Source organism: Marinomonas gallaica (assembly GCF_049821165.1).
Lineage (GTDB): Bacteria > Pseudomonadota > Gammaproteobacteria > Pseudomonadales > Marinomonadaceae > Marinomonas > Marinomonas gallaica.
The window spans coordinates 1,047,719-1,062,994 of sequence record NZ_CP187511.1 but is presented as its reverse complement, the minus strand read 5'-3'; the positions used below and the strand labels follow the sequence as shown (position 1 = coordinate 1,062,994).

The following is a 15,276-nucleotide window of genomic DNA, read 5'->3' as shown; positions in this document are numbered from 1 at the left end:
AGCCGTTAGACACCGTATTGGTCGCGGTAAGCTTTCACGGCTTCAAGGTGCTGAGCAAACTCAGGAGAGTCTTGTTCTGATAGATAAGTCATGATGTCATTTAGAGACACGATGCTGACCACAGGCATATTGAAATCACGCTCCACTTCTTGGATCGCAGATAACTCGCCTTGGCCACGCTCTTGACGATTCAGTGCGATCAGAACACCGGCTGGCTGTGCGCCCGCCGTATTGATGATATCCATGACTTCACGAATCGCTGTACCTGCGGTGATGACGTCATCGATAATCATGATGTTGCCTTGCAGCGGAGCGCCTACTAATGTGCCGCCTTCGCCGTGTGATTTTGCTTCTTTGCGATTAAACACGTACGGTGTATCAATGTCGTGATGATCATAAAGCGCTACGGCGGTGGTCGTCGCCAGCGGAATACCTTTGTAAGCAGGGCCAAATAAAACGTCGAATGACACGCCTGCTTCGACTAGGGCTGCAGCGTAAAAGCGGCCCAGTTTAGCCAACGCTTGGCCTGAGCTAAATAAGCCAGCGTTGAAGAAATAAGGGCTCACACGTCCCGATTTAAGTGTGAACTCGCCAAAACGCAATACGTTTTGCTCGATGGCGAACTCAATAAATTCTCTTTGGTAAGGTTTCATGCCGACTCCAGAAAGATAAATAACTATAAACAAATTGCCTCTTGCCAGAAAAATATGCTTTCCTGACAAGGAATGGGCGCTAATATAACACACGGCTAGGAATTGTAGGGACCAGAAATGAAGGTCATCAGCCTTAATGTAAACGGTATAAAACAAGCAGCAGAACGCGGCTTCTTCGAATGGATGGTACGCCAAGACCCAGATGTGGTGTGTCTGCAAGACATTCAAGCAGATGAACGCAGCTTAAACGACAGCGTTTTCTTTCCATCTGGGTACAATGCGTACTTTTTTGATTCGATGGAAAATCCAGAAGAAGCAGGTGTGGCCATCTACAGCAAAGCCATGCCTAAAGCGATTATGACAGGAATGGGATTCCCTGAGTGTGACTTCGAAGGACGCTTCATCCAAGCCGACTTCGAGAAAGTCAGCATTGGTTCATTCCTCACGCCGCACGGCTCAAACCACGAAGAAGCACTACAAGAGCAGAAATATCGCTTTATGGAAGGTTTCAAGAACCACCTAATCAAAACACGCCGAAAACGTCGCGAGTTTATTTTCTGTGGTACGTGTAATGTGGCACGTTCACCCATTGATGTGAGCAGCTGGTTTGTCAATCAACGCAACTCAGGATTCTTACCTGATGAACGCAAATGGATTAACGAGATTTTCAATGATCACGAATACATCGATGCGTTCCGTCAAGTAAACAAACAAGATAAACAGTACACTTGGTGGCCTGATTATGAGCGCGCTTGGAAGCTGGATGAAGGTGGTCGCTTAGATTATCAAATCACAACACCTGGCCTTAAACACATCATTCAAGGTGGCAGTGTCTACAAAGGGCAGCGTTTTTCGGACCACGCCCCATTGATCATGGAATACGATCTAGACTAACGTGAGTTGAGTGTATAAAAAAAGCCCAAGAACATACGACATTCTCGGGCTTTTTTAACATACAATCGCGCTCGCTTAATCTTGAGCGGTCGCCTCAGCATGAACCGTTAAGCGCAGCTGGTGCATTTCACCGGCTGGGATCTCATATTGGTTATCCAGTGCATTAGCAGTTTCAACACAAACGAATTGACGATAGTCACCTTCTTCCATATCCGTTCTTAACTTCGCAAGCGCCTCACCAGGGTTCCATAATACTGTAGATTGAGCCCCTTCCGACGCCACTACAAACTTACGCTTAAACACAGGATCATGAAGCTCTAACACTTCTGGCGCATTTAGATAAACACGATCTAATGCTTCACAGGGCGAAACGACACCAGATTGTTTCGATATTTTGTTGTCATCAAACTTATCAACGTACTTCACACCCTCTAAACCGCGCACTTCCGCGGATTGATTATCGCCAATATGGAAATAAGTATGAAGTGCCTCAGAAACAGGCATAGGTTTGTCGGTTAGATTGGCAGCAGAAAAATTGATACTAAACCCATCCCCCAAACGGAACACTTGACGCAACTCAAACGCATATGGCCACATCTCTTCAATAAGGGGATGATCCTCTGATGCTAACCGGATAACGATTTTCACATCACCATTTTTGAAACGTCCGACTTCAACTAGCTGCCAACGAAAGTATCGAGCTAAGCCGTGAGCTGGTAAATCTTCGTCTTCGACATTCGAACCAAACCAAGGCCAGCATACCGGCACACCAAAATGGCGACGCCCAAAGCGCGTTTGCGCCCCTTCATTAGCCGATTGAAACAGTAAGTCAGGTTGTCCGGCCGGAACAAAACTCACCAAGTGCCCGCCCCACAGTGCAATACGGGCGGTAAAACTTGGCTGGTCGATGATAATCTCATCGCATTCTCTCAGACTATTAGGCAGTATTTCACCGCCTAACTCCTCTAGCTCGCGCATCAGCTGAGCATCCATTTATCGCTCCAAAAATTCTCTTCAATTGAGTCATATTAGCCCTTCACGCCTGTATTACAATAGTTTGACGTTATGCTGAACATTCAAATCACAAAATAATACTCCGAACGCAAAAATAGCTTACTAAATCGTCGACTTTGCGCTATAACGCTGCCATCGTAATGGCAGGTTAAATCAGGCAAAATAACGCAATTCTACTATCCTTATTTAATACGCTTCTCCCACTTCAACACTCTTGAGAATATGACACTATGAGTGATTATTTTGACCAGAAATCCGTGATCGGTAACGCCGAATGGTGCACCTTTCCATCATTAAACATCCCGGCAATTAAAGCTCGTGTCGACTCAGGAGCTAAGACATCGTCTTTGCATGCAGTCAACATTCAATCCTTCCAGCGAGCAGGCCAGCTTTGGGTAACCTTTGAAGTTCACCCGATTCAAGAAAGTCGTAAAGTCGTTGTTTACTGCGAGGCTGAGGTTGTTGATCAACGGGTTATCAAAAGCTCAAGCGGCGACCGCGAGAAACGTTACGTCATTCAAGTACCGTTACAGCTTGGTGAACGCACGTGGGAGGTTGAGCTTACGTTAACGGATCGCGACAGCATGGGTTATCGCATGCTCTTAGGCCGAGAAGCCATGAACGGCCGCCTACTGGTTGATCCTCAAGTGAGCTGTATATTCGGGGATCGCCCACAAGAAACGCTAGCAAAGCTGTATGAGACACCAGAGATTCGCGAAGGCGGTCTACGTATTGGTGTACTCGCGAGTAACCCTGAGCTGTACAGTAACCGCCGCATCATCGAAGCTGGCGAAGCCATGGGGCACGAAATGCAGTTTCTTAATGTGCGCCACTGCTATATGAAACTGGACGCTACGACTCCCGAAATCCACTATCGTGGCGGCCGTATTCTGAACGACTTGGATGCAGTGATTCCACGCATTCGACCAAGCATGACGTTCTACGCGTGTACCTTGCTTCGTCAGTTTGAGTCATTGGGCATTTTCTGTCTAAACGACTCAACTGCAATCGCTCAATCACGTGATAAGCTGCGTTCACTGCAATTACTGCTTGAACATGGGCTAGCCATTCCGACCACTGGGTTTGCCAATTCACCGTTAGATACAAACGATCTGATTAATATGGTGGGCGGCGCGCCACTCATTGTGAAGCTATTGGAAGGCACACAAGGTAAAGGGGTCGTTTTAGCCGAAACGAAAAAGGCCGCTGAATCTGTCATTAACGCCTTTAAGAGCCTTAATGCGAATATTTTAGTGCAAGAGTTCATCAAAGAAGCCAGTGGTAAAGACTTACGCTGCTTTGTAATCGATGGCAAAGTGGTCGCATCCATCCAGCGTGTAGCCGCCCCTGGAGAGTTCCGCGCTAATATCCATCAAGGTGGTCGTGCTGAATTAGTGAAAATCACGGCGGAAGAAAAGCGCATTGCAATCAAAGCCGCGAAGGCGATGAATTTAAAAGTAGCAGGCGTGGATTTAATACGCTCAAACAATGGCCCATTACTGCTTGAAGTAAACTCCTCTCCAGGTTTGCAAGGCATCGAAACGGCTACCAATGAAGACATTGCCTCGATGATGATCTCGGCTATTGAAAGACGCCTTGCAGCAAAAGCTCGCGACGCCCTTTAACAATATAAAGCAAAAAGGCTCTTACACCATGTATAAGAGCCTTTTTGCTTATTCTAGCTTCAATAGGAGATCTAGCCTGCAACCACGGTTTGATTACGACCTTTGTCCTTGGCACTGTAAAGCGCTTGATCCGCACTTTCGACCCACTGTTCGATCGAATCGTGGGCTTGGTTAAGCTCACTACAGCCTAAGCTAATGGTGATTTTTAGATCACCTTTACTGGTTTTAAAGACATTTTCTTCCACTTGGGATCGAATCTTCTCACAGTAAATTTTGGCATTTTCTTGTGTGGTGTTTAGCAGCAAAATACAGAATTCCTCACCACCATAACGCCCAACAAAATCCCCTCGACGGGATCCGCTGGACAACATTTTCGCCATTTCCTGCAGCACAGCATCGCCAGTCTGGTGACCGTAGTTATCGTTCACACTTTTGAAATGATCTATATCGACAATGACTAACGAGTGCGGACCACTATTCCCTTTTATATAGGCATCAAAGGTAAGCTTAATCGCTCGGTCTAAGCTAGCACGATTATGAAGATCCGTTAGCCCATCCGTTTTACTCAGTTGATCTAGCTTACGATTAACAGCAGAAAGCGCGGCTTTATTGACAGCCACATCCGTTACATCATAAACCACTAAACATAAATGATTGACCGTACCGTTGGCATTATTAATCGGACGAATCACAACATTCTGAAACATTAGTTCTGAAATGCTGGTAATGGCTCGGTAAGATTTAAACGGAAATAAATAAGGGCGCTGTTCCCACGAAATGTAAATGGGCGTTCTTAGCGCTAATACCGTATCCAATTTTTGCTGTAACCAGTTTTGATTGATGGATGGAAAAATATCAAACAAGCTACGTTGACGAGCACTCGTCGAACTCACACCAGAATGGTTTTCCATAAAACCATTCCAAAGCTCCACTTCGTAATTATTGTTGATCACAACCAATCCCACATCGATATGCTGCAACATATCAAACAACCAATGCAGCTCGGTCATATCTGTCTGTTGCGTCATTTCAATCATCCTCAACCAAATAAGACAAAAGATCCTCTAGTACGGGTAAGGAATCTTCTGTGAACAACAACATCAAATCACAACTAATTTGGTAATTATCCACTTCGTATACGATCTCAACAGCCAGCGTTCTTTTCCATTGAGCACGTTTCACATTAATAAGATCAGCGACTTTAATATGCTGACCTAAGACCACTGGATGACTGTAGCTGAAATCAATATTTAGCTGGTCACCTAACGCTTTAATAAAAGGCCCTATTAATACAGAGGAGATATCCATCTGTAATTCAACTTCTAAATTATGATCAATGTCTTCCGTCACATTTAATAGTTTGGCCATTTCAGGAAAACTTGAGTCAGAGAAGATCAGCAATGCTTCCATCGCAATGCCGGCTCCAACAAACCCTTGAGTCACGGCAGAGCAACGACCAGTATTCATTGCACCGTAGGTCAGTGCCATCTGTAATTCACTGACTTCTAAAATATTGACTTTGGGAACAGGCAGTTTCACAAACACATTGAGCATATCCGCTAATACACTCGCAGCCCGCCCCATCGCGACGTTAGACACTTCTTGCAAGCACTGACTTAGACTGAAGTCGTCTGCGGCACTGCTCTCGAGTACTAAACCCTGTGAGTTCGCGCCATCACCAAACAAGTTGTAGTCTTCAAGTGCTTTTTCCAGTACGTCTTGATCGACCGGTTTTTTTAGAAAGTCTAATGCGCCCAGTGCTTTTACGCGCTCCAAAGCTTTCGTCTGGATATCACCTGAAACGACTAACACCTGAGGAGCGTTGGCAACCGACTGCAATGCTTCTAGTGTTTGGTAGCCATCCATCACAGGCATATTCAAATCTAGAAACAGAACATCAACTTCATTAGATTGAATATGCTCCAATGCTTCTTGACCGTTTGTCGCGAATTCTACTTGGGCATCCCATTCTTTGGGCAAAACTCGAGCTAACTGCTTACGCGCAATTCCAGAGTCATCACATATGAGAACTTTTTTGCTCATTAGAGTTACAACCGCCTATGAATTAAGAGCAACTAACCGCTCAATTTTTCTACAAATTTCATCAAGTGTATCGTTTTCAATACACGATTTATAGTCACTCTTTCGACACACTGATATTAGGCAAACGACAACAGCGCTTCAACAACCTGCTGTTCATCATAACGGTCAGGCTTATTGCGGATAAGATCCGCTTTTACGACCGTTACTCCCCATAACTGCAACTGTAATTCATCCACCTCACCATAATCGTAGTTGCTGTCTAACAGTATCCAATTAAGTACAGGCGTCCGACAGTTTAGTTCTGGCGAACCGAGCATTAAGCGCAACAAATACTCGATACGAGCCATGATTGACCAACCCTTTTGTTCCGGATCCTCCCCTAAATTCGGCAAATACAGCTTAGGGTTTGGATTCGCTACGATCGCCTCAGAAACGCCGGACACCAGTAAATTAGCCACAACACTGGTGAAAAAACTGCCTGGTGGATAACAAATGATATCGGCTTGCTCAATGTTCTGCCGACGGTCTTCAGGGACTTGCGCTGATATAGGGTGATTCTCCGTCAAGCCATGATTGAGCCAAATCTCTTCAATTGGAGACGACAGTGGTCGACATTCTTTTCCGGTTATCAAGTGCTGACCTAAGATACATTCACCGGAGGTTAAACGAACCCCTAAGTGATGTGTTTCATCCACGATCGTCGTGACTTCACCAAGCGTTTTAACCAGTCGGGAGAATAGAAAAATAATGGGATCAAGTAATTGCTGATTGCCCAAATACCCTCCTGAAATAATCAAGTTGCCAACACTGGCCCCACGAAGATCAAAGTCCTCTGGCAAATGCGCTTGCAATCGAGCCAATTGCGCTTTGATCAACGATTTCATTGGCGCCACAATGGGCTGCATCAACACATGAGAACCATCGGTTAATTGACCAAATTCCTGCCACAACTGCTCATCGGACATATCGTGTGCCAAACGGTAGCTGAACAGATCAAATACATCGGGCTGCCCTAAAACCGTTTCGTCCGCCAATGCCATAATGCGACTTCGTAAATCCCCTACCGCTGGCATATCAAATGCTTGACGTAACTTTGCCGAACTACCGCCAGAATCAAACGGAGTGACCATGTGGATCGAATGGTGTGTATAACGCTTGAGCTGACGTGAAATTTTATTAAGTGCAGAGCCGCCACTGAAAAATAAAATAGAAGGGGCGAGCTCTGGGAGGCTTTGATAACGATGAACTCGGACGGAGTCCGGTACCACAAGTCGACGCGAGACGTTGAACATAAAATTATCTACTACTGGGTCAATGGAGGTTCTTCCGTGGATTCAGATTGATGTAGGGCTCGCCATACCATCATACAGTTTCGGCCACTATTTTTTGCTTTATAAAGACTTTTATCCGCCTGATCAAAAACCTTCAGAACGGCATCTTCAGCAGTTTGCTGAACACTAATACCACAGCTCAAACTCAAATATTCGTGAGGCGATGTTGGATGAGGGACGCGCTGGCCGTAGACATCCTCAACAATGGACTGAGCAATATTGACTGCCCGGCGCTCTGGGCAGTCAGGGATAAAGACTAAGAACTCCTCCCCACCATAGCGAATCGCAAGACCTGACGCAGGTGTATTGCGCTTAATCGCAGACGCCACCATTTTTAAAATATTGTCGCCCTGCAAATGGCCTAGCTGATCGTTATAGTGCTTAAAATAATCCACATCAAATAACAGAACCGCATAACCACCTTCCCCCTCCCCTGATTGGAAAGAGGCCACTTGCGTATCAAACAACTTTCGGTTTAGTAACCCTGTCAGTGGGTCAATTTTTGCTTCACTTTCCACCACCATCAAAGTTCGCTTAAACTCTTGCTCTGCTTTGATTTGCTCCGTTACGTCCATGAAACACACTAAGTCAGCTCGCTGGTTATCCCAAAATACAACATCGCTGACAATTTCATACCAATGCTGATTGTGCTCATCTAAGTACGTTGCTTTATCAGCTGCTTTTAAACCACTTTTTGATGCTCGAATACTCTGCTGAACTGATTCAGGGAATTCATCCACACAACGCAACTCTCGTTCTGAAAATAACTGGCTCAAGGATTCACTGCAATACAAGAGTTGCTCACCTTGAAACACCGCCACTTTCATGTGCGAATGTTTAATAATCATCTGCAGTTGGTGGCTTGTGGCTTCGATTTGCTGTTGCTGAGCGGTGATCGTGTCCACATAATTCTGCAGCTGCTTCACCAACACACCTAATTCATTACGCTCATCAAACAGAGCCACATCGTCAGCGGTGATCTTTTTCTGTTGCCCGACTAAGTGTTTCAGTGCCTGTAAACGCCTGAACAATTCCCGATGTAAATACACAATCAACGACAAAGCAACCAGCAACTGAATAATAAACATCACCGTAAGCACATCGATAAAGCGTTCAGAACTCGCAGAAATATCATTTGCTTGAAACGTGACATTGTCTTCTGTTTCTATATATACACGATGCCCAAAATCAACCACGCTCCCTAGAAGAATTCGATTTTGAGTACTGAGCCCCAAAACTTCTGTGCGATAGACTTCTTTTTTGGACAGCAACTCAAATACACCGTTAGGTGCACTGATCAATGGATTGATGGCTTGAAATGATGCGCTGTCTACCTGAGATAACGACGCCAACGTTTTGCGGATGTTGGCCAGTGTTCTATTCTGCTCATAAAGATGCTCGTTTGCTGCCAACTGGTTTAAGTCCTGCCAAAGACTATCCAGTAAGACTTTCGCATCGGCTTGATTCACTAATTTATAATGCTCTATGGCTTGTTGTAGAGCTTCTGTGGTGCGTGCAATCAACGTACCTTCTACTTGATCTAACATCGCTTTAGAAAGCGACATATTCATAACACTTGGCTCAACTTTCGCTACAATTTCTGTCAATCTTTGAATTTGCTCGTTAGCGCTGCCAAGCGTTTTTAAGCTAAGTTGTAGCTCTTCCACTTGCTGACGTACTTGTGACATCAATATTCGGCTGTAAGCAGGCGAGTTACTATTAGAGACTTCATTAGAAAGTGTTGCTAAACGGGTGATGCTCAGCTGAATACTGTTCAGTGTTTTTAAGGCAGGCAGCTCTTGTTCTGATTGTTTCGAAACCGCAATGTTTAATTGAGAAAAGTAATACAGTGAGACTGCGCCCGACACCAACATCAGCAGCACCATAGTGAACACAGCGGCTGCAATTCGAGCACGCAAACTCTTGCGAATACTCAACGATTTATCGGGCATAAATTAACGACCTATATCACTTGAAGGTGTGCGATTAATGATTCGACCTTCAATGGCTGGAGAAATGGTGTCAAATTGCTCTAAATAGTCAGAGACAATATTCCATACAAGACGCTGACTGCTTAAGTTATCTGAAATAACCGTTACGTCAGAAAAATTATACCCATCCCCACCTTCTAGCATGTAGTCCGAGATAGCTAGGGTATAGCGCCCTTTTTCAAGAGGCTGCCCTTGAGCATTTTTTATGCTCATTATACGTTGACCTACGGGCTTGCTGCCATCGTATTCATAATGAAGCCCAGACACCTGAAGGAAGCGGCCATCTAAATCTTCCACGCGAGACACACCGTGCTCTAACAGCTGCTTAATTTTGTCCGCATTCACTTCGACGACGTAGACATTCCCTCCAAAAGGTAACTCACGCTGTACGTCTCGACGGGTTAGCACATAGCCAGCTTCATAATCACGATAACCACGAATCCCACCCCCAACTGTCGCGGCAAAATCCGCTCGAGTATAGTGCCGTATCGCATCCAAAACGATGTTCCCCCAACGGGACTCTTCGCTACGTAAAATATTACGATGAGAATCCATTGGCGCAGCAAGAGTAACGAGTTCTTGATTCAGTACCACGTCTAATTGACTGGTATAACGTTTGATCACAGCTTGGAGTTGATCATCTGGCAGCTCATTCGCCACATGAACAATGTGCCCCGTCATTTCATTAGGCTGAATGTCAATCACCGCTAACTCGTCGTCGACACCTCCAGAGAACATCACTAATGGGCGCTCTGAGTGCACTTTATCCGCGCCATCCTGAGTCACCATGATAATGTCTAGGCTCTGTAAGCGACTCAGTGGGACAGATTTCAGATAAGAATTTTCGGTAATTAACAGTACTTTATCTGCACCCTGCTGACGTGCTTGCTCCGCCCAACGCAGCAACTGCTCAGACGTTTCATCCACAATGGCCTGATTAAACAAAAAAGTCGTGTTTACTTCACTCGATACTGTCATCAGTACGGCGAGGGTCATATCACCTAGTGGCAATAAAGCGTAGGGGCGCACGCCTTCAACATGACTCAAAGTGCGACGATCCAGTAAATTCGATAACACCATAGGAAACAGAGCTTGTGTACTCAGTAAAGAAATTTGGTCAAATCCGTCGTTGAATTCTCGTCGATTGACGCCCAGAGCATCAACAGACATCGAATTCATAATGGATATCATATGAGCGCCTTTGTCATAAACCGATAACGGATTCGGATAAAGACTATCACCACCATGAATAAACAAGACTGGCTCATCACCTTGTTTCATTCTTTTGACGTAATTTGAGATCTTCGCTAAGGAATAACCATTTTCATCTGGGTATAACTCTGGAGCATTAGAGGTGAAAATGATCTTCGCGGCCTCCACATTTGCACTCATTAAAGTGATCGTAAAAAGCGTTGTAATAATTCCTTTCATATCGGCGGTCTCATAACTATTTAAACGTCAGTGTACATTCAACTTATTGAGTAAACATGACAGTCAGCTAGACATCTTGATGCTTTTTCCCTAGCCATGTATTAATCACCTCATTCAAGCGGTCTTTTGAAATAGGCTTAGCAACATGATCATCCATGCCTGCCTCAAAGCAAAGCTGGTCATCACCTTTCATTGCATTTGCGCTGAGTGCAATCACCGGTACGTCTTTCGCTGTTGCAGATTCAATTCCTAAACAGCGTATTTCGCGAGCCGCCTCATAACCATCCATGACTGGCATTTGACAGTCCATGAATATTAAGTCGTAGGTTGTTTGCGCCATCATATCTAATGCAACTTGACCATTTTCTGCTACATCCACCGACAAACCAAATAGGCCAAGCATGCCTTTAGCGACAATTTGATTGGTCAAATTATCTTCCACTAGCAAGACTTTTGCCTTTAAGCTCATAGACGTTGCCGGCTCGGTTTGATCAACAACCGTCTCAGATGTACGGTGCTGAACACTGTCTAATGCAGCAAATAATGCTTTACGATGAACCGGTTTATACACTGATGCTGCACCACAACGCTCAACTTCGGTAGTTTGACTTCCCTGACTTACGAGCACAATCACTTGATTTTGAATCGTGGCCATTGCTCCACGAGTTTCATCATTCAAACAAGACTCATCAACAATCAATATATCGCCGTCATTGATAACATTTAGATTCGGTAGCACATCCGAAAACTCACTGGAAACGTGCCATCTTTGCAGCATGGCCTGAATGTAAGGTTTATCCTCCGCCTCTAGCCCCAATGCATAGACCTTAGATACGTTTTGCAATGTTTTTGAAGATAGCTCATTCAAAACCGTTTCTTTAATCGGTAAATTCAACTCAAACCAAAACGTCGCACCTTGCCCTAATTGGCTTTCAACACCGATCTCACCCATCATAGCATCGATCAACTCTTTACTAATCGCCAAGCCTAGCCCCGTACCACCATAACGCCTTGTCGTAGAGGCATCAGCTTGCTTAAAGCGTTGAAACAAACGTTTTTGCAGGCTATCGGAAATACCAATACCACTATCAACGACTTGCAGCTTAAAGGTTGCTTGATTACCGGCTTGAACTTCTTGATGAGCAACCAGCCGCACCACGCCTCCCGTTTCGGTAAATTTAATCGCGTTGCCTAGTAAATTAAGAAGCACTTGTCGTATACGTAAACGATCGCCAAACACCATGGTCTCAGGCAATAATGTTTGTGGTGCGACTAAAACCAAGCCCTTCTCTTGGGCTTTAATACGCATCAAACTCGAAACATCCTCAAGTAAGTCTTGTAAATCAAAATACTCTGGCTCAAGTTCTAATTCGCCCGCTTCAATTTTAGACAAGTCCAAAATATCATTCACCAAGTCCAGTAACGCATCACCACTTTGATGCGCAAGCTCCACTAGCTTTTGTTGCTCCGTACTCATGGATTGGCTCTTCATTAATGTAAGACTGCCCAGCATACCGTTGAGTGGCGTACGAATTTCATGACTCATATTGGCCAAAAAACGGCTTTTAGCTTGATTCGCTTCTTGGGCCTCTTGTGACACCTGCTTCAGCTTTTCTCCTGACTCACGTAACGCTAAGTTGGCCTGAGACAACTCTTTTGTACGCATGGCTACTTGTCGCTCTACTTGCGCGGCATGACTGAAGACAAGACTCAATACCCATCCCAACAGTCCAGCAACGAATAACCCCCCTACCAGAACGAAATGTGTTCCCCAAGGCTGCTCGATAAACTCTGAGTGACTCACATGAATCAATTCCCAGCGGTGAGCTCCAACCGGAATCATGGATCGATGATAAAAAGGAAATGCTTGCTCAGATATTCCCTTTAATAGCGCGTCACTGCTTAACGATGCATTTTTGCTAGAGGCGAGGATGTACGGCGCTTGATTGGCTTGTCGATCAACTAAATAGACTTCAACACCGCCTACTGGATTACGATCCAGTATGCGGGATGATAGGTCATTGATTTCAAAGAGGCCTGTCGCCATCGCATAAAGTTTCTGGTTTTTATATGCAGGAAGAAAAATCAGAACGGCTTTCGTATTCTGGATTAAGGTAATACTAGACGTCGGCATGGCAGCATTGAGTCTGATCGCATTTTTAATTGCGGTACGTCTCGATGCTTCTGAATAGACATCAAACCCAACTGCCTTCTTGTTCGGCTCAAATGGGTAAATCAACCCTACAGACACATAACGATCTCGTGCCTTTACAGGCTCCAACTCACCTTCCGAATTTCGTTGCTTGACTTCAAATGGAAAGCCATACAAAGCACTCATAGTGGCTTCGTAATCCGAAATGTCTTTCGCTTCAAGTACATGATTAACGGACAGCGCTTTGATTGCCCGATCTTGACTCATCACGACGTCACTGTAATTTTGGAACTCTTGTCTTGATACTTGACCGCTCCCGCGAATGTAACCCACCAGACCGTAGAGAACATCTGTTGAATTCTTTACTCTTTCGCTGAGCAATGTTGAGCTTAAATCGGCATTTGCGTTAAAGGCTTGTCGCTGTTTGTCAAACTCAAAATACGCTGTTGATATGGATAGAATCACTGTGGTTATCGCCACAATAAACAACGCCAAAATAATACGAACGGGGTGATCGTAGTAAACGGAAAAATGCTTACGGAACAAGACGGCTAACCATGGCACTAAGACAATGACGCCCACGGAGTCACCAAGCCACCAACTTAGCCAATTTAATGGCGCTTGATCCGCCGACAAGACACCAAAAGAATAGAGAATAAAGGTTCCCGCGCTGGCACTGACAAGACACCCAATAGGACCCGCTAACAAGATAAAACTTAATACATGGCGTATGTTATAAAACTGAAGTTTTTTGCCAATAAAATATCGTATTAAGGCGTAACTAAACGCCGTTTGGACAGAGCTGCCCAACGCGATAAGCACGGGGATTAAAAAAGAAATTTGCCCCGTATTGCTATAACCAATAGAGATATTAACTAAAGCAGAGCCTAAGAAAACACCCATGACAGGGCGATAACCAAATAATAAACACGCCGCAATGGCCACACCCGATGCCGGCCAAATCACCGTGGCATACCCTGGAGGAATGGCAAATGCCTGCCCAAGCCAACCCACCGCAAAATAACAAATCGCCGCGATGATAACTATTTTCAAACTTTGATTTATGAGCATAAATACCCTTTCTAATCTCGGTGCTCACATTGGTAGAAGGTCTACCTAGAAGCAATATTCCGCAGCATTTTCCCTTCTTTCGAATATAGCAAAGCTAAGCATTTAAATATAAGAAAAGATGAAAGAATGTGTAAGTACGCTTCTTAGGGATTAAAAGATAGTTAACCGGCAATCACACATGCTGAATTTGAAGATTGTTTTTTGGAGGGGCTAGAAACTAAAAAACCCCGCTATAAGCGAGGTTTTAAATGGTGCCCAGAGGCGGAATCGAACCACCGACACGAGGATTTTCAATCCTCTGCTCTACCGACTGAGCTATCTGGGCATACTGTAACGGGATAAGGCACCGTTTTTTTACTCAAAAATTGTATAAAACAAGCTTTTAGTAAAATGGTGCCCAGAGGCGGAATCGAACCACCGACACGAGGATTTTCAATCCTCTGCTCTACCGACTGAGCTATCTGGGCAAGTGCGGCGTATTATAAATAACTGATCATACTCGTCAACTCTTTTTTAAAATTTTTATTGATAAGTTAGTAAATTAGCGCGCTCTGGTATGATTAACACATCTTGAGGAGACCTTAGATGCTAAACATTGTTTTATACCAACCAGAGATTCCACCTAATACTGGCAATGTCATCCGACTTTGCGCCAATACCGGCTACAAGCTGCATCTTATCGAGCCACTTGGTTTTGATTTAGATGAGAAAAAAGTGCGACGTGCTGGGCTTGATTACCACGAATTAGCAAATGTTAAACGCTACACCGACTGGGAAGCCTTTCTTGAGCAAAACGAAGGTCAGTTGGGTACTGTTTATGCATTGACAACAAAAGGTAGCCACACTCATTCTGAAGCACAGTTTAAAGCCAATGATGTTCTTGTCTTTGGTCCAGAAACAAGGGGGTTGCCAAGCGATTTTATCGAAGCGCTCCCCTATAGCCAGCGCTTACGCTTGCCGATGCAAGCGGGCTCACGTAGCTTAAATCTTTCTAATACCGTAGCCGTGATGGTCTATGAATCATGGCGACAACTTGATTACGTATTACCCAGCTCGAAATAAAGGGAACGT

11 protein-coding genes, 2 tRNA genes and 1 pseudogene are annotated in these 15,276 nt (G+C 44.7%); 4 read left to right on the top strand and 10 right to left on the bottom strand.

The annotated features are described in order from the left end of the window. Window positions 1–5: 5 nt before the first annotated feature. On the bottom strand, window positions 6–653 hold the full coding sequence (pyrE, locus tag ACPUEK_RS04980; RefSeq protein ID WP_067220963.1) for an orotate phosphoribosyltransferase: 648 nt from the start codon (window positions 651–653) through the stop codon (window positions 6–8). A gap of 117 nt (window positions 654–770) precedes the next feature. Between pyrE and ACPUEK_RS04975 the strand changes: the two genes are divergently transcribed. Next, complete coding sequence (locus tag ACPUEK_RS04975; RefSeq protein WP_425642532.1) at window positions 771–1,547, top strand: exodeoxyribonuclease III; 777 nt, start codon at window positions 771–773, stop codon at window positions 1,545–1,547. Between the two features lie 75 nt (window positions 1,548–1,622). On the opposite strand, the gene ACPUEK_RS04970 is transcribed toward ACPUEK_RS04975, so the two are convergent. Further along, window positions 1,623–2,540 (bottom strand): D-hexose-6-phosphate mutarotase, encoded by a 918-nt coding sequence (locus ACPUEK_RS04970; RefSeq protein ID WP_425642531.1) that lies wholly within the window; start codon window positions 2,538–2,540, stop codon window positions 1,623–1,625. A 251-nt stretch (window positions 2,541–2,791) separates the two neighbouring features. Between ACPUEK_RS04970 and ACPUEK_RS04965 the strand changes: the two are divergent. Both ACPUEK_RS04965 and rimK read left to right on the top strand, forming a co-directional pair. Beyond that, window positions 2,792–3,202 (top strand): annotated as a pseudogene (locus ACPUEK_RS04965) (ATP-dependent zinc protease); the annotation flags it as partial. A 69-nt stretch (window positions 3,203–3,271) separates the two neighbouring features. Next, window positions 3,272–4,186: a 30S ribosomal protein S6--L-glutamate ligase gene (gene rimK / locus ACPUEK_RS04960; protein WP_231872612.1), complete on the top strand. Its 915-nt coding sequence runs from the start codon at window positions 3,272–3,274 to the stop codon at window positions 4,184–4,186. Window positions 4,187–4,257: 71 nt separating this feature from the next. On the opposite strand, the gene ACPUEK_RS04955 is transcribed toward rimK, so the two are convergent. The 8 genes from ACPUEK_RS04955 to ACPUEK_RS04920 all read right to left on the bottom strand — a co-directional run bounded on the left by ACPUEK_RS04955 (window position 4,258) and on the right by ACPUEK_RS04920 (window position 14,672). After that, window positions 4,258–5,214, bottom strand: a complete 957-nt coding sequence (locus ACPUEK_RS04955) for a GGDEF domain-containing protein (RefSeq protein ID WP_425642530.1) — start codon at window positions 5,212–5,214, stop codon at window positions 4,258–4,260. Between the two features lies 1 nt (window position 5,215). Further along, a complete protein-coding gene (locus ACPUEK_RS04950; protein ID WP_067032936.1) occupies window positions 5,216–6,229 on the bottom strand; it encodes a response regulator in 1,014 nt (337 codons plus the stop codon). Window positions 6,230–6,345: 116 nt separating this feature from the next. Next, complete coding sequence (locus ACPUEK_RS04945) at window positions 6,346–7,521, bottom strand: GAK system CofD-like protein (RefSeq protein WP_425642529.1); 1,176 nt, start codon at window positions 7,519–7,521, stop codon at window positions 6,346–6,348. Between the two features lie 11 nt (window positions 7,522–7,532). Then, the gene (locus ACPUEK_RS04940) at window positions 7,533–9,512 is read right to left on the bottom strand and encodes a diguanylate cyclase domain-containing protein (RefSeq protein WP_425642528.1); all 1,980 of its coding nucleotides are present in this window, start codon (window positions 9,510–9,512) and stop codon (window positions 7,533–7,535) included. A 3-nt stretch (window positions 9,513–9,515) separates the two neighbouring features. After that, on the bottom strand, window positions 9,516–10,982 hold the full coding sequence (locus tag ACPUEK_RS04935) for a bifunctional metallophosphatase/5'-nucleotidase (RefSeq protein ID WP_425642527.1): 1,467 nt from the start codon (window positions 10,980–10,982) through the stop codon (window positions 9,516–9,518). A gap of 67 nt (window positions 10,983–11,049) precedes the next feature. Beyond that, complete coding sequence (locus tag ACPUEK_RS04930) at window positions 11,050–14,205, bottom strand: CHASE domain-containing protein (protein ID WP_425642526.1); 3,156 nt, start codon at window positions 14,203–14,205, stop codon at window positions 11,050–11,052. 249 nt (window positions 14,206–14,454) lie between these two features. Continuing rightward, window positions 14,455–14,530 (bottom strand) — tRNA-Phe (locus ACPUEK_RS04925). A 66-nt stretch (window positions 14,531–14,596) separates the two neighbouring features. After that, window positions 14,597–14,672 (bottom strand) — tRNA-Phe (locus ACPUEK_RS04920). Window positions 14,673–14,790: 118 nt separating this feature from the next. Between ACPUEK_RS04920 and trmL the strand changes: the two genes are divergently transcribed. After that, window positions 14,791–15,267 (top strand): tRNA (uridine(34)/cytosine(34)/5-carboxymethylaminomethyluridine(34)-2'-O)-methyltransferase TrmL, encoded by a 477-nt coding sequence (trmL, locus tag ACPUEK_RS04915; RefSeq protein WP_067220988.1) that lies wholly within the window; start codon window positions 14,791–14,793, stop codon window positions 15,265–15,267. The last annotated feature ends 9 nt before the right edge of the window (window positions 15,268–15,276 follow it).